General features: G+C 70.2%; 22 protein-coding genes and 1 pseudogene. 10 read left to right on the forward strand and 13 right to left on the reverse strand.

Features of this window, described 5'->3' with window-relative positions; genetic code table 11:
- Positions 1–197: 197 nt before the first annotated feature.
- Complete coding sequence (locus tag ACFYNS_RS08495; protein ID WP_388601628.1) at positions 198–1,244, reverse strand: hypothetical protein; 1,047 nt, start codon at positions 1,242–1,244, stop codon at positions 198–200.
- A 200-nt stretch (positions 1,245–1,444) separates the two neighbouring features.
- Here ACFYNS_RS08495 and ACFYNS_RS08500 point away from each other — a divergent pair, with 200 nt between their 5' ends.
- Positions 1,445–1,903 carry a DUF4913 domain-containing protein gene (locus ACFYNS_RS08500; RefSeq protein WP_388601631.1) on the forward strand — a complete coding sequence of 153 codons (459 nt, stop codon included), beginning with the start codon at positions 1,445–1,447 and terminating at the stop codon, positions 1,901–1,903.
- A gap of 83 nt (positions 1,904–1,986) precedes the next feature.
- Complete coding sequence (locus ACFYNS_RS08505; RefSeq protein WP_388601633.1) at positions 1,987–2,328, forward strand: hypothetical protein; 342 nt, start codon at positions 1,987–1,989, stop codon at positions 2,326–2,328.
- Between the two features lie 1,072 nt (positions 2,329–3,400).
- On the opposite strand, the gene ACFYNS_RS08510 is transcribed toward ACFYNS_RS08505, so the two are convergent.
- From ACFYNS_RS08510 to ACFYNS_RS08540, 7 genes are all read right to left on the reverse strand, one after another.
- Positions 3,401–4,111 (reverse strand): contact-dependent growth inhibition system immunity protein, encoded by a 711-nt coding sequence (locus tag ACFYNS_RS08510; RefSeq protein WP_388601636.1) that lies wholly within the window; start codon positions 4,109–4,111, stop codon positions 3,401–3,403.
- A gap of 654 nt (positions 4,112–4,765) precedes the next feature.
- Complete coding sequence (locus ACFYNS_RS08515) at positions 4,766–5,065, reverse strand: RNase A-like domain-containing protein (RefSeq protein WP_360299330.1); 300 nt, start codon at positions 5,063–5,065, stop codon at positions 4,766–4,768.
- A gap of 52 nt (positions 5,066–5,117) precedes the next feature.
- Entirely contained in the window at positions 5,118–5,687 is a 570-nt protein-coding gene (locus ACFYNS_RS08520; RefSeq protein ID WP_360299327.1) for a hypothetical protein, read from the reverse strand.
- 14 nt (positions 5,688–5,701) lie between these two features.
- Complete coding sequence (locus ACFYNS_RS08525; protein ID WP_360299324.1) at positions 5,702–7,339, reverse strand: RNase A-like domain-containing protein; 1,638 nt, start codon at positions 7,337–7,339, stop codon at positions 5,702–5,704.
- Between the two features lie 101 nt (positions 7,340–7,440).
- Positions 7,441–7,779: a WXG100 family type VII secretion target gene (locus tag ACFYNS_RS08530; protein WP_388601639.1), complete on the reverse strand. Its 339-nt coding sequence runs from the start codon at positions 7,777–7,779 to the stop codon at positions 7,441–7,443.
- Between the two features lie 21 nt (positions 7,780–7,800).
- Complete coding sequence (locus ACFYNS_RS08535; RefSeq protein WP_360299318.1) at positions 7,801–8,184, reverse strand: WXG100 family type VII secretion target; 384 nt, start codon at positions 8,182–8,184, stop codon at positions 7,801–7,803.
- A 709-nt stretch (positions 8,185–8,893) separates the two neighbouring features.
- Positions 8,894–9,682, reverse strand: coding sequence for a DUF6907 domain-containing protein (locus ACFYNS_RS08540; protein WP_360299316.1), 789 nt, complete (start codon positions 9,680–9,682; stop codon positions 8,894–8,896).
- Between the two features lie 581 nt (positions 9,683–10,263).
- On the opposite strand from ACFYNS_RS08540, the gene ACFYNS_RS08545 reads away from it, so the two are divergent.
- From ACFYNS_RS08545 to ACFYNS_RS08560, 4 genes are all read left to right on the forward strand, one after another.
- Positions 10,264–11,364 carry an acyltransferase family protein gene (locus ACFYNS_RS08545; RefSeq protein WP_388601642.1) on the forward strand — a complete coding sequence of 367 codons (1,101 nt, stop codon included), beginning with the start codon at positions 10,264–10,266 and terminating at the stop codon, positions 11,362–11,364.
- Positions 11,365–11,639: 275 nt separating this feature from the next.
- Positions 11,640–12,641: a sporulation protein gene (locus ACFYNS_RS08550; protein ID WP_360299311.1), complete on the forward strand. Its 1,002-nt coding sequence runs from the start codon at positions 11,640–11,642 to the stop codon at positions 12,639–12,641.
- A gap of 196 nt (positions 12,642–12,837) precedes the next feature.
- Entirely contained in the window at positions 12,838–13,461 is a 624-nt protein-coding gene (locus tag ACFYNS_RS08555; protein ID WP_360299308.1) for a DUF2975 domain-containing protein, read from the forward strand.
- The gene (locus ACFYNS_RS08560) at positions 13,461–13,685 is read left to right on the forward strand and encodes a helix-turn-helix domain-containing protein (protein ID WP_388601646.1); all 225 of its coding nucleotides are present in this window, start codon (positions 13,461–13,463) and stop codon (positions 13,683–13,685) included. Before ACFYNS_RS08555 ends, ACFYNS_RS08560 begins: the two co-directional genes overlap by 1 nt.
- A gap of 136 nt (positions 13,686–13,821) precedes the next feature.
- Here ACFYNS_RS08560 and ACFYNS_RS08565 read toward each other — a convergent pair whose 3' ends face one another.
- Complete coding sequence (locus ACFYNS_RS08565; protein ID WP_388601649.1) at positions 13,822–15,132, reverse strand: NAD(P)-binding domain-containing protein; 1,311 nt, start codon at positions 15,130–15,132, stop codon at positions 13,822–13,824.
- Between the two features lie 238 nt (positions 15,133–15,370).
- On the opposite strand from ACFYNS_RS08565, the gene ACFYNS_RS08570 reads away from it, so the two are divergent.
- Together ACFYNS_RS08570 and ACFYNS_RS08575 are read left to right on the forward strand one after the other, a co-directional pair.
- Positions 15,371–15,727: a metalloregulator ArsR/SmtB family transcription factor gene (locus ACFYNS_RS08570; RefSeq protein WP_360300457.1), complete on the forward strand. Its 357-nt coding sequence runs from the start codon at positions 15,371–15,373 to the stop codon at positions 15,725–15,727.
- A gap of 59 nt (positions 15,728–15,786) precedes the next feature.
- Positions 15,787–16,041, forward strand: a pseudogene (locus ACFYNS_RS08575) (GNAT family N-acetyltransferase); the annotation flags it as partial.
- A 91-nt stretch (positions 16,042–16,132) separates the two neighbouring features.
- Here ACFYNS_RS08575 and arsB read toward each other — a convergent pair.
- Both arsB and ACFYNS_RS08585 read right to left on the reverse strand, forming a co-directional pair.
- Positions 16,133–17,233 (reverse strand): ACR3 family arsenite efflux transporter, encoded by a 1,101-nt coding sequence (gene arsB, locus ACFYNS_RS08580; RefSeq protein WP_360300454.1) that lies wholly within the window; start codon positions 17,231–17,233, stop codon positions 16,133–16,135.
- Complete coding sequence (locus ACFYNS_RS08585) at positions 17,230–17,544, reverse strand: metalloregulator ArsR/SmtB family transcription factor (protein ID WP_360300451.1); 315 nt, start codon at positions 17,542–17,544, stop codon at positions 17,230–17,232. The genes arsB and ACFYNS_RS08585 overlap by 4 nt, the downstream gene beginning before the upstream one ends.
- A gap of 302 nt (positions 17,545–17,846) precedes the next feature.
- Here ACFYNS_RS08585 and ACFYNS_RS08590 point away from each other — a divergent pair, with 302 nt between their 5' ends.
- Entirely contained in the window at positions 17,847–18,278 is a 432-nt protein-coding gene (locus tag ACFYNS_RS08590; protein ID WP_360300448.1) for an arsenate reductase ArsC, read from the forward strand.
- Positions 18,279–18,698: 420 nt separating this feature from the next.
- Here ACFYNS_RS08590 and ACFYNS_RS08595 read toward each other — a convergent pair whose 3' ends face one another.
- The gene (locus tag ACFYNS_RS08595; RefSeq protein WP_360300445.1) at positions 18,699–19,268 is read right to left on the reverse strand and encodes a DUF4232 domain-containing protein; all 570 of its coding nucleotides are present in this window, start codon (positions 19,266–19,268) and stop codon (positions 18,699–18,701) included.
- 277 nt (positions 19,269–19,545) lie between these two features.
- On the opposite strand from ACFYNS_RS08595, the gene ACFYNS_RS08600 reads away from it, so the two are divergent.
- Entirely contained in the window at positions 19,546–21,174 is a 1,629-nt protein-coding gene (locus ACFYNS_RS08600; protein WP_388601655.1) for a PH domain-containing protein, read from the forward strand.
- Between the two features lie 61 nt (positions 21,175–21,235).
- Here the strand turns inward: ACFYNS_RS08600 and ACFYNS_RS08605 are convergent, their stop codons facing one another.
- Positions 21,236–22,795, reverse strand: coding sequence for an NAD-binding protein (locus tag ACFYNS_RS08605; protein WP_388601658.1), 1,560 nt, complete (start codon positions 22,793–22,795; stop codon positions 21,236–21,238).
- Positions 22,796–23,304 lie beyond the last annotated feature (509 nt).

Genomic DNA, 23,304 nt, shown 5'->3' on the forward strand with positions numbered 1-23,304 from the left:
CTGGTATTCCTCAGGTGGGGGTGAGGGCGATCGGGATTCACCACGTTCGGGGTCGGGCTCCCGACGGCGTCGGCCGCGTCGGTCCGGAGGGGTTGTCATGGTGTGCTCTCCGTCCTCTGTATGAGGTTCACCTCCTTACTACGGGGGTTGGACCCCGGTGGTTCACGGTGCTGCCCGGTGCCGGAGCCGGCGCGCTGTCACTTCATCCCTCTGGACCGGGTCTGCTTCTGCGAGGCCGCCGCCTCCCCGTGCTGCTTCGGGGGCCGGCCGCGTGGGGGGTTGCCGTTGGGCGTCGGTCCTGCCGCGCGGGACTCCCGTGCGGCGGCCGAGACGGCGTTCTGGTCGAAACCCGGCGTGCCGGATCGGCCGGCCACGAGCGCGTCCGTGCTCGCCGACGAGGTGCGGCGCGCGTTCGGCTCGCTCTCCAAGCCGTGCTTCGACGTCGCCTCGTCGGTACGGACGGCCAGGGCGGGTCGCCGGAAGCGCTCCGACGACGTTTCGGCGCCCCGGGCCTCCTGGCCCTGGACGGGCGCGGGGCCAGGGGCCCGAGCAGGTGCGGCGTCACGGGCCTGTACGGGTGCGGCATCCCGGAACAGGGTGGGGTCGGTCTCCCGTCCCAGGCCCGACTGCGCGCCCTGCGCCGGGGCGGCCCGCCGCGCCGCCTCCTCGACCGCCTTCAGGTGCCGGGCCTGAGCCTCGCCCGCGATCGCCCCCATCACGGGCAGCTCCCCGCGATCGTAAGCCGCGGCGTACTGCGGGTTCTGGGTGATCATCTGAAGGGCGGCCACCTCGACCAGCTGCTTCTCGAACGCGCCGAGTTGCTGGTACCGCTCGAATGCGGACCGCTGGTCGGGCTGGTGCGCAGCCTGTTGCGCGTACCGCTGCTGGGCCGCCTGCTGTTCGTAGCGCGGGTCGTACTGCTGCCCGAGGTGCCGGCCCGGCTGCTGCTCACGCCCCTGCTCGGGCGGCCCGGGATGGTGCTCCTCGCCGTCGGCGCCGCGCAGCATGACCCGCAGCTCGCGCACGGCGCGGACCATCCGGCTCGCGGCGCCGCTGCGCCGGCGTTCGGCACTGGCCCGCGGCGGGGCGGGGCGGCCCTGCCGCCTGGCCGCCGCCCCGTCCCGTGCGGCCCTAGCGCGCGCCCCGTCGCGGTCGGCGCTGATCTGCTGAGCCGCGAGCTGGTCGGCCACGGCGAGCTCATGGGCCAGCTCGTAGGGGTCGAGCTGGTCGGTGGGTTCGGACATGGTCGCGTCCTTCGGTCGGGTGCGGCGTGGACAGCGGACGGCGGAAGCCGCGGCGGCTGGGCGGTGACCGGCGGAGGGCCCGAACAGGGCTGCGTGGCGGCCCTGTGTCCCGGTGTCCCTGCCCGGGGCGGGGCGGGGCGGAGCGGGGCGATAGTGAACCGAGCCCACCGCGCGCACGTGGTGGTGGCGTGGAGACTTCCATGACGACAGCGGCAGGAGAACGGACGATGATCGAGCCCGAGCCCGAAGAGAACTCCGGTACGGAAGAGGGCGCACCGTCCGCCCCCCAGCCCGAGTTCATCCTCTATCTGGGCGGGCACGACTACGAGGACGCGCTTCTCCAGCTGGTGGAGTGGACGCACAACGTGCTGCTTCCCGTCTACGGCAGGGAGACCACCTCCACAGCACTGTGGTGCTCCCGCTGGTGGGAGCACCCGGAGGCGGTCGCACAGCTCCACGGCCTGTGGCTGGCCTGGGCGGAACTTTCCAACCCGGCACGGGACATGACGGGCCCGGCCGCGTGGCACCGCGACTTCCTGGGCCCCGTGATGGCCACCCTGCGCGACCCCATGGGGCCCTTCGCCGGATGCAAGCCGGGCAACCACCGGCCGAAGGAAGCCCCGAAGGTGGAGTCGCCCTTCGTGGCCGCCGGCGCCTGAGTGGCCGTCCGGTTCGCCAGGGCGGGCGCAGGCCGCTCCGCGCGGCCGGCGCCGGTGGTGACGCGGGTGCGTGCCTTCCGGAAATGCCACTGGTGGTCGTTCTCGTCGTCACGGCCGATGATCGTCAGCACGGCGTGCGGGTCCTTGCCGTCGGCCTGCGCGTCGAGGCGGAGGTTTCCGCCCAGGAGCCGGCTGGAGCCGTCGGGGCCGACCTCGATGCGTGCGGTACTGCCCGAGGCGGGGTTGCTGATGTTGGCCGCTACCGCGCTGCCGCTGAGGTGCGCGTATCCCTGGAGCGTGTCGAGGATCGCGGTGTCGAGCGGCTGATCCCCCGGTGGCGGAACGGGCTCGCCGTCGAGGGTGGCGGAGCCTCCGCCGGTGATGACCACCTCGTAGGGGGGAGGACCGTCGGGCGATTCACCTGACGACCGTGCTTCTCCGACCTCGCTCATGTGCACCACTTCCTGACGTTCCACTGGTCACAAGAGGCCGGGCCCGGCCTCCCGCGATGCGGACGGGTCCGACGACCTGGGGCCGACGGGGGGGTATAGCGGTCCATCCCTGCTACGGAGCGGGCCGCGGGGCGGTTCATCCCACCTGGCGCCGCTCACCCGGATCCGTAGGGCGGAGCGGGCGTCAGGGTCCTCGTTCCAGCCCTTGTTGGTGTTGTGGACGGCCAACTCGCCGGCGACCGGCTCCGCATGGACGGGGTTGCCGGGCCTGCTGCCGACCTTGATGAGGAAGTTGCCCATGCCGGGCGGGTCGGCCCGACGGCTGCGGGTGCTGTCCCACGCCTCACCGTGGTTGCATTTCCGGTTGCATTCACGGACGTCCGGCACCGTTCGCGGCCCTCACCCGCCACGGCTGCACCGCAGGTCAGAACGCCCCCGCACACCCCCCCCCAGACGAACAGTTGGAAGGCGTGTTGGGGGCAACCCCTCACGAGTTCGAATCCCGTATCCTCCGCCCAGCCTGACCGGGAACTACGTAGGGCCCCACCGCTGGGTGGGGCCCTACGTAGTTCCCGGCCTCAGTCGCAGACTTTGCCCCGAACGCCATTCCCAGCCTCGGACAGCCGTGATGCCGCAGAACGTGGAGACACCCAGCGGGACAGCCGCCGTGGCGCACCAGGCCGGGGAGTGGTACCGCATGACTCGACAGGTGGCCGGTGGGAGATGCGTTTCGGCCAGATCTGTGGTCCTTGCCGTGAAGTCGCTGGCTGTGCAGACGGGCTCTCGTCCGAAGTCGGCAGTTGAGCCAGAGCGAATCGGGCACTGGTGCCGTGGTCGGCGGCCGGGTTTGAGCCCACGTTCCCCGGCCCGAGAAGAGCGGCGACCGGATCTCCGATTCCGCCCCGGCGCCACACCTCTTGCTGGGGCCAGGAGCCTGTTCAGGCAGCGATACTCGTCTCGAGAAGGGCCTCTTGGCGTGCAGCCGGGGGCCGTCCGTGTGCGGGTCCGGACCGTGACATCCCTACGCGGGCACCTGCTGTAGGTGCTACGGCTGTTCGCGTCCGCCCTGGCTGGCTGACGAACGTCCCTCTGGGGAGGAAGAGTCGGCTACGCGTTCAGCGACCAGTGCGAGCCAGGCCGCTGCCGTGTAGGGAGCGGGTGGATCGACCTCCATTCCCAGCTCGGTGATCGCATGCGCGTAGTCCTCTTCCGCCAGGCTGAGCGCGAGGACTTCGTACAGCTCACCACAGAGCCGGGCAACGAGGTCCGGGCTCGTCGAGCCCAGATAGTCATCCAGGGCCGCCATGTGGTCGACGAATTCGTCAGGCATGTCCTGCGAGAACCAACCGCCGAGCAACTGCCCCAACTCGGGGAAACGAGCGTGCCACTCCCAGTGCGTCTGCGGAGAGCAGGGACGCGGAGCAGTGTCGGACCCCGCGCCGCGCCGAATCGCGTCCGCGAGACCGACAAGCCAGTCCTGGATTTCGGCTTCCGGCAATCCGACGTCAGGAATCCGGTAATACTCTCCGAGTCTCAGCCGAAGTCGGCCAGGTGGATGACGGGCATATTCGCGAAGTTGTTGCTCGGCCACGGCCAGCAGCCACGGCTGCCTGTACCAGGTATGCCTGATGTAGGCCTGGACGGCGTCCGGCGTCTCCTCTCCATTACTGGCGTCGACGGCCCGCCCCAGGTGGGCGTTCACGACGCGCTGCATCTCCCCGTAGCGACGGTCGAACTCGCAGGGGTCCATTGCCATATCGGGTCCCTAAGAGGTCATTGCGTAAGGATATTCCGGGATCGTCGCAGCCCCTACCTTGATCGGCAGATGGCCACCCTTTCATCTGATCCTCGGGCTCCTCGCGAAGGCGAACGAACTGAGTTTGCTCACGCTCGACTGTGGTGTCCAGCTCGGTCGGGGCCGCCAAGGCGTCGGGGATGTCGAAAGCTACGATCCCGAGCGCGCATTCCAGATGTCCGTGGTCCTCAGCATCCCAAAGGATTCCCCGCATCATGAAGCGGCCCGACGCGCGCCATCGTGCCCGCGTCAAGCTTGAGGCCCGTGGGACTCGAAGAGCTCTCAGACGACCACCATAGCGGTCTCGTGGCGTGCGATGGCCGCGCATCCTTATATTGCGCAGGGGGCTGTGTGCCCCCCAACGCACCGATGCGCGAGTCCGCCGATGAGGGGGAGTGGTGGTGCCCGTACCCCCCGATCGTCCGGGCTGACGGGCTCGCATACCAAGAGGGCGCCCTCGCACCGCGCGCATTTCAGGATGAGTTGGGGAGCTTCGCGCCGTTTCACGCCGGCAACCGGCGACACTTTCGCCGATTGCTGGCCCCCTTCGTCCAGGCGCCGTCAACAGGCCGGACACGAAGCACAACCGAACTCCCGAGTAAGCATTCCCGGATTCTAGAGGTGGATCGGAAAGGAGGAGTGCACGACGAAACCGTGCCGACTTTCTCGCTCCCGGCGCAACACGATCCGTGCGGATCGGACTTCGATAGAGTTCCTCCCGGCCAACATCATCCCCTGCAAAAGAACTCTACCGACGGGCTCCGTGCGGGATGGCCACGCGGCCTCAATGGTGAGCCGTGGACGAATGTCCTGGCTGAGCCACCGGCGGATGGCCTGTTCATTGAGCGTCACGGCCTCCTGCGTCGCCCACTGTGCTGTCTCACGGTCAGGGTAAGTGGACGCGCGCGTGCGCATACCTCTCCTTTCAAAGAATCTGGAACGCACTGGAACGCGAAGACGCGGTCACTCAATCATCCGCACCGAACCAGAATACGCCGACCTCACTCTCCGAGACCGCCACAACGCCGAAATCTCGAGTGAGATCCGTAAGACCGTACCACTCGTTGACGTAGAAGTCGTCTGGTGTGCATTCTCCTTCATAATCCTCCACGCACGTCCAATAGGTGGCGTCGTCACCGAACCGTGCCAGCAGAGTTCCGGTCATTCCGAAGAGTGCATATCTATGGGCACTGCCTCCGGGAAGATCACCGACATTTCTGAACTGCGCTGCCATCGACAGGAGGAGCAGGCGTCCCGTCGCCCGGTCGGTGGGCTCCAGACAGCCGCGCAGCACGTGGTCCTCGTAGGAGTGGAAGGGGGAACGGTCGCCCGGCCCCCGAGGGGTGCTCTCCCCGCCGATCCGGTCCACCGTGGGCCAGCCCCGCGGATCGCCCACCGAGCGGTTGAGAAGCGCATTGACATCGTGCGCCCAGTCCTCATTCGTGCGCGGTCCGGCCGCCACAAGGACACGACTGCGGTCGTACAGGGAAGCAAGGGCGTCGGCCCAGTCGTCCCGGCTCGGCGTCAACGCGGTCACCGCCTTCATTCTCCTCACTTGGTCGGATACGAGGTCAGCACGACGAAAGGCGGATCTATACCCTTCTTGTACTTCAACACCACTTTCACTTCTTTGCAATCACTCGCCCGGGCCCTGTCCCCGTGTCTGTTGTACTCGTCACGTGAGATGGTCCTTCCCGTGGGTTCGTTGAAGCCGAGTGAGATGTCTCTCGTCGAAGCTTCCGGATTCTTGGGTGATCCGGCGCGCTCACGCGCTTCGACCTTTTCCACCCATTTCTCGACCTTCTCCGCGTTGTCGACGTCGTCGAGTACCGCCTGCGTGTAGCGTTGCGCCGCTGTCGGCGTGCGGAAAGTGGAAGCGGAGTCCGCTCCCGAGTCGTCCCGAAGTCGCTGGACCAGTTGATCTTCTGTCTTCCCGACATGCTTGTCCAGAGCGTGTGCACCGTGGATGCCTTCCTGAGCGGCGAGATCTATCGGGAAGAAGTGGTTGTCATAGTCTTCGCCAGAGACAGCGTACGTGTGCTTCGTCTTGAACTCGTTGAGTGAACGTGCCGCGAACGCTTGGGCGCGCGCCTCCTCGGCGTGGAAGTCCGGGGCGCTGCGATGTGCCTCGTCGAGGGCGTCCATGAGGCCCTCGAGTTTGCTCACCTCCGCGTTGACGCTGCGCTCATAACGGCGCTTGGCTTCTTCGAGTGCACCCGTGTCGATGTTCAGCACGATTCCGGAAGAGAGATCCGCCGCCCCTTTGAAAAGGGTCTTCCCGATCTTTTTGAAATCGTCGAACCCAATACCGTCGGTAACATCGGGGAGGGCGTCCAGCACTGCCTGGTAGTAGATGCGACGCATGTCGTCACGGACCGTCTTGGCAGCCTCCGCGTAATCCCCTAATGCCGCACTGATATCGGACGCCGTGTCGTTGAGGACCGCGAAGACCGGCTGATGGGCGCCGCCCTTGGGCGAGGGGGTGTCGTGGCCCCAATCGTAAGCGTGCCGGCTCTGACCCCACGCCGAACTTCCCCACAGGCTGCTGCAGAACGTGCGCATGGCCGCGTACCACTCGCTGTTGGACTGGTCGGTTATGGAGCCCACCGAGCCCATGACCGTGCTCCCCACCGTTCCGACCGTCGCCTGTGGCATGAGCCATGCCGTGGAGATGTCATTGAGCGCCTGATAGTCAGGCAACGGCATGACATCGGCAGCATCGCCGAAATTCACCGCACGCTCGAGCACTTTCCGGAAGACTGCCCACAACCCGGTGTCGATGCCGTCAAGGATGCTGTCGATGAGGCTGTCTCCCCCGCTGGTGTTCCAGCCGAGCGGTTTGACGCTGCGGTACTTCGGCACATTTCTCTTGACCCGGGGCTCGGGCTGGGTGGCCGAGCCGCGTTTGCCTCGCGGATTCGAAGCCGCGTTGGCCTGGCCGTAGTTGTTCGCTGTGACGGTGAATCCAATGGCAGCCCCGCCGACGCTCACGACGCTTTTTCCGCACACGTCGAGGAATCGTGTGGCGACACGGGTGTAGGTGGTCGCGAAGGACGAGGGAGCGCTTCCCGCACCGCCTGCCTCGCCGTGCTCGTCCAGCTCGTCAAGGAACGCGTTGATCCCGCTGTGGAGGGTGTCCTGCTGCGCCGCAACCGAGTGAGAGACCCGATAGAGGTCCGAGCGCTTCACATCGAAGCCTCCGCTCTGCGGGGAGCTCTTCGGACCACTCCCGGACGAAGATCGGGTCCCGCCTCCGCCCGTCGAGCCCTGGGAAGCGAGGACCAGCCCTGTCACCTCCCGCTCCAGCCACGCACCACGGCGCGGTGGGCTGCACCGTAGTTGATCTGCCCGTCGACGACGACACTGTGCAGCCAGCGCTCGGCGCCCTCCAAGTCCTGCATGGAGCGGTCCCACTCGTCCAGAGTGTCGATGCACATCTCACGCGCCTCCCCGTGCCAGGAGAGGAGGACACGCTCAGAGCGGCGGTAGAGAGTCTCCAGCTTCTCCGTCAGGTCCTTGAGTATGTCCTCCATCTCGCCTGACAGACGCTGGAGAGTGGCAAAGTCAACCGTGATGTGGTCGTCGTCATCCGTCATGAAGCCCCCTCGTGTCACCGCAGCTCGCAGCATCGATTGCCGTGGGAGTACGAATTACAGCTCCGACAGCCTGCTCTTCGGCGCGCCCCCCTCCGGGTTGGCGTCCGCCATGTCCAGGAGCCGCTCGCTGCCCTCGATGCTCGCTTGAAGACTGCGGAATTTCTGCAGCGTCTCGAGCTCCTGGGCGGTGAAGCCGTCACGGCTCATCTTCACCGCCTCTTCGATGAGGATGAGCGATTCACGAACGGTCCGCGCATCGTCGGTGACACCGCGCTGCAGGTCCTTGAACGCCAAGGCCGTGGTGCCGCGCCAGTTGTTGCCCACGAGATCGAGGAGGCCGTCCATCCTCTCGATCTTCCGCTTGAGGTACCGCTCCATCGCATCCAGGTCGGAGATGAGCTGAGCCAACTCGTCGTCCGTGACGGCAAGGTCGGTCACCCGTGTCGCCCCCCTTACGGTTTTCCACTTCGCCCCTTAAGAGCGTAAGGGAAGGGGCGCAGAGCGAGGTTCAGCGTCAGCCATGACCACCGCCGGGCCGCCCGGTGAGAGCGTGAGGTCCCAGTACCGGGCGTACGCCCGCCCCACCGAAGCAGTTCGTCGTGGTTGCACGTTCGACGATGCGGTCACCCTCCCAGGCAGACGACCCGGCGCGGACGGCGCGTACGCAATGCGCGATCACCCCACTGCCCGGCCCGCTATCAGCCGCTCGATCCCGGCGCGCGCCGCGCCTCACCGACCCGGTCCAGAGCCGAGATCACCCCGTCGAGCAGCACGAGCGGCGCGTCCTGCAGCGAGCGTCCCACTACGTACCCCGATGTTGGAAGGCCCACATAGCCGGCACCCGTCCCGAGTGGGACACCGTCGACATCCATACTCCCGAAAACTGGCGTGTCGATGTGAAATCGGCGGCCTGTCTGCGGTCGTGGGCACAGTCCCAACTGTCCACGATCTCGTTCTCTGTAGCGCCGGCCTCCGGCTGGGACTCGCAGACGGGCACCGCGTCAACCGAATGTTGCGCCGCTCGCACCTACTTTTGCTACATGCGTCGAAGGGATACATGGCGACGCTCCAACGGCTGGGCGGACGAAGTAGACGCAACTATGGGGAGGCGCAGGACGCGACGCTCGCTGGAGATCTCCGGGCCGACTCACGCATTGGCCTCCCAGTCGGCCCGGGCTTGAACGAGTTGCGCCCGCACCTGGTCGAGTCTTTCTGCCTGCAGTCGGAGCTTATCGGAGATTTCGGTCAGATCGGCCGGGGTCAAGTTCTCCATCCAACGCCCGTCTACGACCTGGAGATCAACGTGCGGTACGCGTGCTCTCGGTTCCTTGTCGAAGGGACGAACCTGGAGGTGTCCGCGAAACAGTTCCTCGGGCTCTGCCGGATCGTCGAACCCGGGCCCAGCCACATTCATCTCCACGCCTTCGACGCTGAGCCAGTGGTCGATGTCAACCAGGAGGCCAAGGCGGTCAGGGCGCAGCTTCTTCTCCGCATATGCGTCTGTGCTGCTCCTCTCGGCCCACGGGGGGAGGTAGCCGGAGATGCTGCCGCCCTCGTCGAAGGCGATGGTCCAGGTACGACGCTTCTGTTCGGATTCGGGGTTGGCTACCAGCCGACCGCCTCCCGCATCGAGTTCATCGGCTGTCAGCAGGACCTGGCGGGCAAAGGCAGCGATACGAGCTGCGTGGATTCGCAGCCCGGCAGCGTCGAGGTCGTCGCTGTCACCGAAGTGCGTAACGCTGGCGACCAGCTCCCCATCGCCCTCAATATCGTGGACCCAGGCAGCCAGATGTTGAGGCCAGACCGTGTCGCCCGACGGGACCTCGGCGACGAGACCCAAATGTGAGTGGTGATCGCCCGTGTCCTGGCACCATCGGTAGACGGGGCAGGAAGCCTGCGAAGACATGGTCACAGGATCAGCAGCAGTGATCGTCATGCCAGAGGTGTTTGCCATCCCGGCCGGTCGGCATGCCTCATGAGCTGCAATCCACGCTCTCGAGGGAATCAGCGGAAGAAGGTGGCCTCAGTTTCGGTCTCATTCGAACCCGTCCGCCCCAGTTCAAGCGGCGTCTGCCTTACCGATCGGCCACAGGTCACAACACGTCCGGCAACACGCGGACCAGCGCGGCGGAGACGATCCAGGACAAGGGCCCCGACCACCGAGCGGTCGGGGCCCTTGTCCTGGATCGGGGCTCTCGTCGTTCGGCGGTCTCGGTGTTCGTCTCCGTTGCGCCCACAAGATCCATCTCGGCGGAGCACGCGGACGGCACCCGATGCGCCGCGACGAGGAAGAGGGGGCAGAGGGGGAAGCACGGCGGGTGGACCGACCCCCGGGGGAGTCCCACGGCTCCAGCCGGGTGGCGGCACGGGGACACGGACATATCCGCCGAACGAACCCATGTGCCCTACCGGCCATGTGCTTACACAGACTTGACCGCTATCGTGCTCATAATGTTGCAGGCTGGTTATACGCGAGCACCGCTGCCCTCCGCCCGCCCGGCACCCCCCGCATCGCCGGTGGAGAGACCGTCAGCGCTACCTGCATCCACGACAGCCGGACGCCCGTCCGGCCGCCGCGATCCGTTTCTCGACAACGCGAAGTACCTCACCATCGTGTTGGTCGGGGCCGGGCATCTGTGGGCGCCCATGCAGGGCGACAGCCGCGCCGCCGGCGCCCTGTACGTCACGCTCTACGCCTTCCACATGCCGGCCTTCATCATCATCTCCGGCTATCTCTCCCGGAGTTACGAGGGCACCCCACGCCAGATCGCGCGACTGGTGACGGGCGTCCTGGTGCCGTATCTGGCGTTCCAGACGGTCTACACGTTGTTCATGCGGTGGCTCGACGACCCGGAGCGGGAGTTCCACTACGAGGAGCCGGGGTTCGCGCTCTGGTTCCTGGTCGCCCTGTTCGTGTGGCGACTGACCACGCCGGTGTGGAGAAACTTGCGCTGGCCGGTGCCCGTGGCGCTGGCGATCGCCGTCGGTGCGAGTGTCACGCCGAGCGTCGGCAACGACCTGGACCTGATGCGCGTCGCGCAGTTCCTGCCCTTCTTCGTACTGGGGCTGCAACTGCGGCCGGAGCACTTCGCACTCGTGCAGCAGCGTGCGGCCCGGTGGCTCGCGGTGCCGGTGGTGGCCTGTGCATTGCTGCTGGCTTACTGGGCGGTGCCGCGGATGTCCTCGGGCTGGTTCCTGCGGGAGAAGTCGGCGGAGGAGATGGGGGTCCCCGCCTGGGTCGGCGCGACCATGGTCCTGGCCGTCTTCGGCTGCGGCCTGGCGCTGACGGCGTGCTTCCTGGCCTGGGTTCCCCGTCGGCACCTGTGGTTCACCACTCTGGGCGCAGGCACGCTGTACGCCTACCTGCTTCACGTGTATCCGATCCAGCTCTCCCGCGAACTGGACTGGTACAGCCTGGACTGGGTGGATCACCCGGCGAGCCGTGCCGCCCTGACGGTGCTCGTCGCAGCGATGATGACGCTGCTGTGCACGTCTCCGGTGCGCAAGCTGTTCCGTCCGCTGATGGAACCGGACATGCCCTGGTTCTTCCGGGGTGGTCGGCGGACGGGGGGCGGGACGCACGGCGAGCGGCAGCGGCGGGGCCGCCCGGCAGGCTGATCGGTTCGACCTGCCGTCAACGGCAGGTCGACGACAGGCGCGGCCGGTGACGCAGTCGTCCCGCGGCCCACGCCCGTTCCTCTCCTCAGGTCGAGGCCGCCGGGTCTCTGCAACGGCGCGACGGGCGGCGGGAACACCGGCATCGGTGGCGACTTGAAAACTACAGTGGTGTAGAAGCCTGACGTAGCGTGGGACCTGCGGCGGACACGCCCCGTGGCCGGGGCGGGACTGCCCGCACTCAAGCGTCGGCAGACAAGTGAAGGAGAACGCCCGCGATGGTGTTCAAACGGCTTCTCGGGGCTCTCGGGGTGGGCGGCCCCTCGGTGGACACGGTTTTGGACGACGGACCGGCGCGGCCGGGTGGTCCGCTCACCGGCCAGGTGCATCTCGAAGGTGGCTCCGCCGATTGCGAGATCGAGCAGATCACTCTCGAACTCGTCGCCCGCGTCGAGGCGGAACACGGTGACGAGGAGCACGAGGGCGTGATCGCTTTCGACCGTCTCACGGTGGGCGGCGGGTTCCGGCTCGCCGAGGGCGAGCGCCGCAGCGTACCGTTCACCGTCACCCTTCCGTGGGAGACGCCGATCACCGAGCTGCACGGCCAGCCCCTCGGCCTGGCCCTCGGAATCCGAACGGAGCTCGCCGTCGCGGGAGCCAGGGACAAGGGCGACCTCGACCCCCTGCGGGTGGCGCCGCTGCCCGCGCAGGAAGGGGTGCTGGAGGCCCTGGGACAGCTCGGTTTCGGCTTCAAGTCCGCGGACCTGGAACTGGGCCACATCCACGGCACGGGACAGACGCTGCCGTTCTACCAGGAGATCGAACTCTCCCCCGCCCCGCAGTACGCCCACGCCGTCAACGAGGTGGAGGTGACCTTCCTCGCCGCCCCGGGCGGTATGGAGGTCGTCCTGGAGGCCGACAAGCGCGGCGGGCTCTTCTCCGAGGGACACGACGCCGTCAACCGTTTCGCGGTCAGCCACGAAGGCGTCGAGCACGTCGACTGGAACGCCGAAGTCGACTCCTGGGTGCAGCAGATGGTCGAGCACCATGGCGGCGGCCACGCAGCAGGCCACTTTGGGCATGTGCCGCACCAAGGCCATGGACTCCACCACCACGACGCCTCGCACGACGGTCATCACCGCTCCGGGCCCGGCACCGGTGCCGTCGTCGCCGGTGCGGCGGCGGGCGTCGCCGTCGGCGTGGCCGGGGGTTTCGTGGCCGCCGAGGTCATCGACGAGGTCTTCGACGACGACGAGGACGAGGGGGACGAGGAGGACTGAGCGCCGGGCGGTCGAACACTGCGGCCGGAGGACGAAGGGCGGGAACTCGACGGGCCGCCGCGAGTACGCCTTCCCTCCAGCCGGCGGCAGGTTGTTGACGGTGAGCAGGCTCCCCCGGGTACCTCCACCTGACGACTGGTATATCGTTTGTCGATACCATCGACAAACGATATGTCACTGCGGGCAGGGGGAGATCATGGGCACCAAGTCCTGGTGGAGCCGGACCGACAGCCGGTTTCTGGAAGCAGCTCTGGGCCTGGCTGTTGTCCTGGTCGGCGTCTTCGGGGTGCTGCTTCCGGCGCTCGGGATCGTCGGGCTGAGGGATGGTCCGATGGACACCGTCGAGGTCGAGCCCGAGACGGCGGCCCGCATACCGGAGAAGGTGTCCGCCGCGGTGACGGGCCACGGCATGACCCTCACCGGCACCCGGCAGGCGGAGCTCGTCTTCGCCGACCCCGACCTGGGTCAGCGGCTGCTGCTCGCCCTTCCGGGGGTCGTGGGCAGCCTGTTCCTGCTCCTCGTCCTGGTGCTCCTCTTCAAGGTGGCCCGAACCCTCAGCGGCGGCGACATCTTCGTACCGGCGAACGCCCGGCGGCTGAGCGCCCTCGGGCTGACGGTGCTGGTGCAGGCCGTTCTCACCCCGGTGCTGCCGGCGCTCACCACGGAAATGCTGGTGCGTGGCTCCCCCATGGCCGAGCAGATACCGTTCTCGGTCACCTTCACCGGGGAACAGGTGCTGCTGGCCTTCCTCATCCTGGCGCTGGGAGAAGTCTTCCGGCGCGGTACGAAGCTGCGCGCCGACACCGAGGGACTGATCTGATGCCACCGGAAGAGGAGCACCGCGTCCGGATCCATCTGGACCGGCTGCTGGCCGAGCGGGGCATGACCCTGTCCGAACTGGCGGCCAGGGTCGGGGTGACCGTGGTCAATCTCTCCGTTCTCAAGAACGACCGGGCGAAGGCGATCCGTTTCTCCACCCTCACCGCGATCTGCCGCGAACTGGACTGCCAGCCCGGCGATCTGCTCAGCGTCCGCCAGGACTGACACCCTCGTGTCGCCCCCTCTCTTGCGCCGGCCGGGCACCGGCAGTACGCCCCCGGTGCCCGCGGAAGCGTGCCGGTACCCGCGGAAGCGTGCCGGTGCCCGCGGAAGCGTGCCGGTACCCGCGGAAGCGTGCCGGTCACGAACCGCAGCAGCCACCCTCGGGCGGCTGTTCGGCTGCCGGAGTGGCGGGGAGACCGGTGCCGCTGCACACGCCGGTCTCGGGCAGGGTGAGTTCGACGCGGTCCGCGGATGCGAGGTCTCCGGCGAGGGCTGCGGCCACGGAGCGGACCTGCTCGTAGCCGGTCAGCGCGAGGAACGTGGGGGCGCGGCCGTAGGACTTCATGCCGACGAGGTAGACGCCCCGGTCGGGGTGGGACAGTTCGCGGTGGCCGTGCGGGTAGACGGTGCCGCAGGAGTGGACGTTCGGGTCGATCAGCGGGGCGAGTTCGGCCGGTGCCTGGAGGCGCTCGTCCAGGTGGAGGCGGATCTCGGAAAGGAAGGAGAGGTCCGGGCGGAGGCCGGTGAGGACGATCACCTCGTCCACGGGCTCGAGACGCCGCCCGTCCTCGGAGACCAGCACCAGACGGCCGTCGGCTGCCCGCTCGATCGTGTCGGTGCGGAAGCCGGTGACCGCTTCTGCGTGTCCGCCGTCGACGGCGGCCTTGGCCGCGAGGCCGAGGGCGCCGCGGGCGGGGAGTTGGTCGGCCTCGCCACCGCCGAAGGTGGAGCCGGAGATGCCCCGGCGCAGGAGCCACACCGCCTTCGTGCCGGCGCCGTCGTCCGTCCCGGCGAGGTCGGCCAGGTGGGCGAGGGCGGTGAAGGCGGAGGCGCCCGAGCCGAGGACGGCGGTGCGCTTGCCCGCGTATCGGGCCCGTACCGCCGGATCTCCGAGGTCGGGGACGCGGTAGGTGATGCGGTCGGCCGCGGCCTGCTCGCCGAGGGCGGGCAGTCCGCTGCCGCCCGCGGGGCCGGGGATGGCCCAGGTGCCGGAGGCGTCGACGACCGCGCGGGCGGTGACGCGTTCCTCGCGTCCGTCCGCGTAGCGGACGTGGACGACGTAGGGCTGGGCCTCGCGGTCGGTGTCCACGACGCGGTCGCGCCCGGCCCGGGCGACGCCGGTGACGGTGGCGCCGAAGCGGACCCGGTCCCCGAGCGCCTCGGCGAGCGGCTGGAGGTACTGCTCCGCCCAGTCACCGCCCGAGGGGTAGGCGGCCGCGTCGGGCTCGGCCCAGCCGGTGGGGGCGAGCAGTTTCTCCGCCGCGGGGTCGGTCACCTCGCCCCAGGGGGAGAACAGCCTCACGTGGGACCACTCGCGAACGGCCGTCCCGGCGGACGGACCGGCCTCCAGGACGAGGGGCTCGAGGTCCTGCTCGACGAGGTGCGCGGCGGCGGCCAGGCCGACCGGGCCGGCTCCGATCACCACGACGGGAATCTGCTGGGTGCTCATGACGCGGGACTCCTCCGAGGCGGGGGCGAGGGCGGGGGACGCGGCGCAGGCAGGGGCTCCGCTGCCGGTCATGACGGTGTGGGGGCAGCGGCCCCACCGGCCCCGCTGATTCGATGTCTGTCTATGTTCTGCCCTCGCCAGCGTGACACCTGCTTCGACCCTCGTCAACATAGATATCCGTCGAACCAGTATTCGCGCTTCCTCGGGCCACTGCTTCGATCCGTGTCAAAATAGGGTTATGTCGAAGTCCAGTACCCCACCGGCCGAGGTGGTGCCGTGCTGCCCGCCGCTGACCGAGCGCCCCATGACGGCCGAGGAGGCCGAGACCGCCGCGCGGATGTTCAAGGCGCTCGGCGACCCGGTGCGGCTGCGGCTGTTCTCGACGGTCGCCTCCCATCCGGGCGGCGAAGCGTGCGTGTGCGACATCTCCGACGTCGGAGTCTCCCAGCCGACCGTCTCCCACCATCTGAAGAAGCTGAAGGAGGCCGGACTGCTGCTCTCCGAGCGGCGCGGCACCTGGGTCTACTACCGGGTGACCCCGTCCGTGCTCGCCGCGATGGGACAGATCCTGACGACCGGGCCGGCGGCCGGCTGATGCCGGACCGCCCGGCCGGCCCCATCCGGCGCACGCGTCCTCCCGCTCGCCCGCCGGCACACTCCGTCTACGTCCACCCCGCCGCCCGGGGCCGGGGCGTCGCCGCAGCGCTGCTCGAAGCGCTGATCGACTCCACCGAAGCCGCCGGGACCTGGACCGTCCAGTCGGGGATCCTCCCGGAGAACACCGCCGGCCCCGCCGTCCAGGCCCGCGCCGGGTTCCGAGGCATCGGCACCCGCGAGCGGATCGGCCGCCACCACGGCCGCCGGCGCGACGTCGTCCTGGTCGAGCGCCGCAGCCCCGCGATCATCTGAGCCCGCCGCGGCCGAGCCGGAACCGCACGGAGCCCGGAACCGTGCCTGCGGTACGCGGAACCCCGCGGAACCGGGCCGGCGGCTCGCCGCGTCACCGCGTGGCGAACTTCCCGCGCCAGGCCAGGGACACGTAGACCAGCGCCACCAGCACCGGGACCTCGATGAGCGGGCCGACGACACCGGAGAGGGCCTGGCCCGAGGTGACGCCGAAGGTGGCGATGGCGACCGCGATGGCCAGCTCGAAGTTGTTGCCCGCGGCGGTGAAGGCCAGGGTGGCCGTGCGGTCGTAGGGCAGGCCGATCGCCCTGCCGAGCGCGAAGGCGCCGAACCACACCAGCGCGAAGTACACGAGCAGCGGCAGCGCGATCCGGGCCACGTCCAGGGGCTGGGAAGTGATCGTCCTCCCCTGCAGCGCGAAGAGCAGCACGATCGTGAAGAGCAGCCCGTAGAGCGCCCACGGCCCGATTCGCGGCAGGACGTTCTGCTCGTACGGTCCGCGGCCCAGCCTCTTCTCGCCGAGGTGGCGGGTGAGGAATCCGGCCAGCAGCGGGATGCCGAGGAAGACGACGGCGTTCAGCGCGACGTGCCAGACGGGGACGTCCAGCCCCTGCCCGTCGCCGAGGTCCAGCCACCGGGGCAGCAGGTCGAGGTAGAACCAGCCGAGCAGGCCGAACGCGAGGACCTGGAAGACGGAGTTGAGGGCGACGAGCACGGCGGCGGCCTCGCGGTCGCCGCAGGCCAGGTCGTTCCAGATGATCACCATGGCGATGCAGCGGGCCAGGCCGACGACGATCAACCCGGTGCGGTACTCGGGCAGATCGGGCAGGAAGAGCCACGCGAGGGCGAACATCACGGCCGGACCGAGGAGCCAGTTGAGTGCCAGCGACGAGACCATCAGCTTCCGGTCGCCGGTGACCGCGTCGAGCCTGTCGTAGCGGACCTTGGCCAGCACCGGATACATCATGATCAGCAGACCGACGGCGATCGGCAGCGAGATGCCGCCGACCTCGGCCCTGGACAGCGCGTCGTCGAGCCCGGGGACCGCCCGACCCAGGCCCAGGCCGACGGCCATGGCGGTCAGGATCCATACGGCCAGGAAGCGGTCGAGGGTGGAGAGTCCGCGGACCACGCCTCCGCCTGCGGTGCGGGTGTCATCCACAGCCGGCCCGGTGGTCTCTTCAGTGGCGCTCATGGGCAGGCCCTCTTGATGTCGGCCGCGGCGGTGGCGCGGGCGGTCTCGGCCAGCTCGGCGAACTGCCCGGCGAGAGCGGTGAGGACATCGGGCCGCAGCCGGTAGTAGGTGAACCGGCCGCACGGCTCGGTGTCCACCACTCCGGCGTCGCGCAGCACCCGCAGGTGGTTGGAGAGATTCGTCTGGCGCGCGCCGGTCTCCTCGACCAGGTGCGTGGTGCACAGGGTCTCCCGGGCGAGCAGTTGCACGAGCGTCATCCGGAGCGGGTCGGCCAGGACGCGGATCAGATCAGTCTCGACTGACGTCAGCATGCGCTGATACTGTCACATCACTCGAAGCTGATGCCAGACCGATCCGTGGCCGCCGCCGCTCTCCGGGGGCGGTCCGGTCCCCGCCCGAGGCCCGCCACCCGTGCGGGCGCCTTCCGCAGACCGTTCCGGGCCGCTCGCCCGCACCTCCCGACACCCACCGGTCCCAGCGCCCGGACCGCACCGCGAAGCGGGCGCGCACCGCGAAGCCGCCGCACCGCGAAGCGGGCGCGCACCGCGAAGCCGCCGCACCGCGAAGCCGCCGCGCCACGAAGCCGGCGGCCCGATCCGCGAAGGATGAACCGATGCCCTCCACCCCCGCCGCGTCCGTGCTGTTCGTCTGCGTCCACAACGCCGGGCGCTCGCAGATGGCCGCCGGGTTCCTCAGCCACCTCGCGGGCGACCGCGTCGAGGTCCGCTCCGCGGGCTCGCTCCCCGGCGACCGGGTCAACCCGGCGGCGGTCGAAGCCATGCGCGAGGCCGGCATCGACATCTCCGGCCGGCAGCCGAAGGCGCTCACGCCCGAGGCAGTCCAGGCGTCCGACTACGTCATCACCATGGGCTGCGGCGACGCCTGCCCGGTCTTCCCCGGCCGGACCTACCTCGACTGGGCGCTGGAGGACCCCGCGGGGAAGGGTGTGGAGTCCGTACGCCCCATCCGCGAGGCGATCAGGGCCCGCGTCGAGGCACTCGTCGCCGAGATCGACGCGGCAGGCCCGCCTTCGGCCACGGACTGAGCCGGACCCGCGCCTTCGGCCGTCTCCGGCCGCGGGCGGCTGCTGCCGGGTGCGGAACCCGTGCCGTCGGACGCTGCCGGCGACCCGCCAGACGAGGGGCTGGAGCCGGACACCACGCCCCTGGCCGTGCTCGACGCGCTGACCGCGGTCGGCACGGAGGCAGCGGCACGGAGACAGCTGCCGCGGTCGCCCCCCGACCGTGACCACCCGTCTGCGTCTCGGCCACCGCACCCGTCGGAGGCCGCATGTCCGCCGACTCCGCGCCGCCTCCCGGGACGCCGCGGTCCCGGGTCCGGGCGCGGACCCCTCCCCTCCTCGGGTCCGCCCCCCCCCGACGGCCCACCCCGGAGCCGGAGCGCCCCCCGGGTCCCGGGGGCCGGAACCGCGGATGCTGCCCTCCGACCGGTGTCCGGTGCGCGGTCAGGCTGCGAAGGGGACGGCGTCGGCGGGGTCGGCGTGCCAGTTGGTGGTGATGGGCCGGTCGACCCGGACGGTCTCGGGGAGCTGGAAGCTGACGGGGTGGGACTCGTCACCGGCGACGGCGAGGATGAGCCGGCCGAGCTCCTTGCCGTCGTCGTTGCTGGTCGTCTTGGGGCTGATACCGGCGTAGGCGACGGTGGAGCCGGAGAGCTCGACGGTGTCGGTGACCGCCTGCTCGGCGGGTGCCGCCTGGGTGTCGGCGGCGGAGCCGAAGGAGGCGGAGGGGATGGTGCCCTCCAGGTAGCAGGTGATGCCGGGCTTGGCCTTGGCGGTGACGAGGTAGTAGCCCCCGGCCTGGGTCTCCGTGCTGACCGTGAAGTTCAGGTCGTCGGTACCGCACGCCTGCCCCCCTCGGCCCTGCTGACCGTCCTGCTGGGCGGCCTCGGCGCGTGCGCCGCTGTCCGGGGCGGCGGCAGCGGAAGCCGTCGCCGCGCCGGTGGCTGCGAGGACCGCCGCACCGGCGGCAGCCAGGGCGAGACGGGAGGAACGGAAGGAAAGGCGTGAACGCATCGGAAACTCCCTCTGCTGCTGATCACGTTGGCGGATACGCCGAGTTGGATGCCGCCTCTGCGAGGAAAGTTCACGCCTCCCGGAGTTTTCCGACGGGCCGGCCCCCTCGACGAGCCGACGGACGGCAGGGGAGGCACGCAGGCCGCCGGCTTCCGGCCGCTCGCCACACCCGGCCCCCTCGCCCGCGCTCCCTTCCAGGCACCGGCAGCTTGGCCCGGCGGGAGGCTGCCGCAGGGGGCAGCTGCGCGCCCGGCCGGGCCGCGGAAGAATCGCAGTCATGACCGAAACGTGGGAAGTGCCGTGCTCCGCGCCGTGGCGGCGCGCCCTGTGGCTCTCCGCCGGGCTCGGCACCGCCGTGACCGGTCTGGAGGCGGCCCGCGCGATCCACCTGGGGACGCCTCCGAACCCCTGGGCGGGGATCGGTCCGCTGGTCGCGCTACTCGGCTTCGCGATGCTCCACGCGGTCAGCCACCGGGTGACCGCGGACGCGGACGGTGTGCACCTCCGCTCGCTGCTGCGCCGTCGGCACATACCGTGGAGCGACATCTCCGGCCTGCGAGTTCGTCGGATGCACACGAACAATTGGCGCGTCCCGGAGACCCACCGCATCGTGGTGGTGCTGCGCGGCCGGCGCAAGCGCCTCCTGCCGCTGCCCAAATGTCGCTCAGCGGCCGAGCTCCCCGACTTCGAGGCCAAACTGGCGGCGCTGCGCGCACTGCACCGCCGCTACGCGCCCGCCTCGGCCCCGCGCACCGACCGCGTTCCCGTCGTCTCGGCCCGGACCGCCGGACGCAGCTGGGCCGGGTCGCTGGCCCTGTGCGCACTGCTGCTGGCGGGCACAGGCACCGCGCTCGCCTTCGTACCGACGGCCGAGGCACAGAAGAGCGCCTGGGAGGCTGCCGTCCCCTGTACCGCGGCCACGCCCACCGCGGAGCGCGGCGAGTGCCTGACCACGCTGCGGGCCGAGATCGAGCGGACGGACGCCAACCGTCCCAAGCAGCGGAGCTGGCTGTACTTCACCGAGGGCCGTCCGCTGGAGCGGCTCGGCGTCTCACGCGAGGCCGCGCTCGACTTCGAGGCCGGTGACCGGGTCGAACTGACCGTCTGGCGGCGCGGGGTGCGGGAGGTCTCGGGGGCGGGCCACGTGTGGCGCGAGCACTTCCCCGGCGCGGGGGACGTGGTCATGGTGGCGGCCGGGTGCCTGCTCCTGGCGGGCCTGCCCGGGGCGCGGATCCTGATGGGGCTGCGCGGGCGCCGACTGCCGGAGGACGAGGTCATCCCCTCGGCGCTGCCGTTCGCGGGCGCGCTGGCCGGCACCGCCGGGTGGCTGCTGCCGCTCTGCTACCTCCACCCGCTGGACTTCCTGGCCTCGCCCGGGGTGACGGCCTGGACGGGGGGCGGCTCTGCGCTCAGCGCGGGCCTGTTCGCCTGGGCCTGGCACGCCACCCGCATCCGCAGGTCCGAGGCGGCAGCGGGTACGGGCACCGGAACGGGCGCGGAGTCCGGGGCGGCTGCCGCGGCGACCGGAACCTCCAAGACCTCCGCGGCCCGCGGGACAGCGGCGCGCGGTGACGTCTTTCTGACCGCACGCTTCCTGGAGCACACCGACTACAACCCGAACGGCTTCGGCAGCCACATCGTTCTCGGCGACGGCCCGCCCGCGGTGGCTCCCCACGGGGGCCCGGGCCGGTTCGCGGTGAAGCCGCTGCCGGTGGAGCGGCTGACGGTGCGGACCGTGCGCCCTCTGCGGGGCGGCGACGGCGAAGCCGTCCCCAGGAAGTGGCACATCGCCGAACTCGACGACGCGGGCACGCCGGTGCGCCTCGCGGCCGCCCCTGCCGACCTGGCCCGCATCGTCGCGGAGCTGCGCCGCCACGCGGGCACTCCGGCGGAGCCCGGGGTGTGACCACCTGCGGGGCGACGCTCTGCGCCCCGGTGGAGTCCGCAGGTGACAGGCTGCGACCGCGTCACCCGCCGAGGTCCGCGGTCGGCGACCCGCCCCGGTCGCTGCGCCCCTTCCCGCTCCGGGCACCGCTCCGGGCGCCGTCCCGCTGGTCGACGTCCCTACGGCTGGTCCGGTCGCTCCCGCCCGGGCCGCCGTTCCGATGACCGCTCCCGTCGCCGTCCTGGTGGTGCGCGCACCGGCCCGTGTGCGGCCACGGGCTGAACGATCCGCTCGGTCCCTCCACGAGCAGTCGGCAGTCCTGTGCGAGCACTCCGTGCGGCCGCAGTCCGGTCAGGCTCGCGGTGGTGTAGGCGGCGCTCAGGCTGGCGAGGTCGCGCACGATACCGATGCTGAACAGGGAGCGGGTCTCCGCGATGGCCTCGTGGTCACCTGCCCGGACGACGACCCGCAGCTCGGGGTCGACCGCCCGCGCGGCCACCGCCACGGCGATGTTGTCCAGGTCGTCGGAGGCGACGGCGGCCATCGCCTGGGCCGTGTGCAGGCGCAGCTTGCGCAGCACGAACCGGTCCCGCGCGTCGGCGACGACGACGGGGATCCCGAGTGCCTTCGCCAACCGGAGGTTCGGGGCGGCCGGGTCGCGCTCCACCGCGATCACGCCGAAGCCGAGCGCCTGCACCCGGGTGCACAGCCGGAGTCCGACCTGCCCCAGCCCGACGACCACGACGTGGCCGGCTCGCGGCAGTGCCCGGGAGCCGACCATGCCGATCGCGCGCGGGGCCAGCAGCCGGTCCACCATCCCGGCGGTGAAGACGGCGGTGAGAACGATGGTGACCAGCATGGCGACGCTGGTGAACACCAGGTAGGCGGTCGAACCGTGCGCGGTCGCGGGGCCGACCGTGGCCAGTGTGCGCGCGGCTTCGAGAAGGGCTTCCACGGGCGGCCGGTGGTGCAGGGTCACGGCCCAGGCCCAGTCCGCCAGCAGCACCCCGAAGAGTCCGGCCAGTCCGGCCAGCATGATCCGCGAACTGCCGTCGTGCGGACGCAACTGGCCGCGGATCTTGCCCAGTCGGGCCCGGTACCGCAGGGAGCGCGGCGGCCGGTACGCCTCCAGCCGGACGGCGCCCTGTTCCCAACGCGCGCCGACGGGGCCGTCCGGGGTCTGCCGGAGCGCCAGCAGGTCGGGCTGGACGCAGGCGGCGAGCAGGACCGGCGCGGCGACGTCGGCGGACGAGGTGACCCGGCAGTTGGGGACCATGCGCGCCAGTTGCTCGGCGACGGTCCGGTCGAAGACCGTCACCACGAGCGGGACGCGGGGGCGGACGTGCTCCACCGCGAGCGCGTAGCGCAGGGACTCGACATCGTCGTCGAACAGCACCGCGACACCTGCCACCTCGCCGTCCAGCGCCGGGCGCAGCTCTTCGTCCGAGGGCTGCCGCAGGTGGCGTACGAGGTGCCCGGCGGACCGCAGGGAACCGCAGACTCTGCGTGCGGCATCGCTGCCGATCACGACGTAGTACGCCCGCGGTACGTCTCCGTCCGGGCCTTCCGTTCCGGTCGTCGCCTCCGGTGCTGCCGAGGCGGCAGTGTCGCGGGGCTGTTCAGAGGGGGAAGGCGCAGTCATCGGAACGGTACGGGTCGCAGTCGAGGCAGCGAGGGGAACGGCAGCCGGCGCATCGGGTGAACTGGCTGCCGCAGTGGCATCGGGGCTCAAGGGGATCACCACCGGATTCGGGTTCGGAGTCCGGTCGGCGGCGGACCGGGACGGCGCCCGGCCGGGGGCGTCCGCTTGCCACACACATGGCTCTGCTCCAGGGGATCGGGGGCGTGGCCGCACGGCGGCGCAGCGCTTCGGCATGGTCCGGGCGTCCGGTCGCAGGGGGCACGGCGGCGCCATCGGGGGTGGGGGCGGCGTCGGGCTTCACCGCGCCTCGATCGAGGGCGGGCGGGGCCGGCGGGATGGGCCGAGCCGGCCGGGTGGGCCGGGTGGGCCGGTTCCTTCCGCTACGCGGGAGAAGCGCGGAAGGGGCGCGTCGGACGACGAGGAGCGCGCGACGCCGGGGTCGGCCGACATGGGCGCTCGCATTCCGAAGGTAGGGCGGGCCCCGTCGGCGCACCATGGACAGATGTCAC

This window comes from Streptomyces sp. NPDC006925 (assembly GCF_042869575.1).
Classification (GTDB): domain Bacteria; phylum Actinomycetota; class Actinomycetes; order Streptomycetales; family Streptomycetaceae; genus Streptomyces.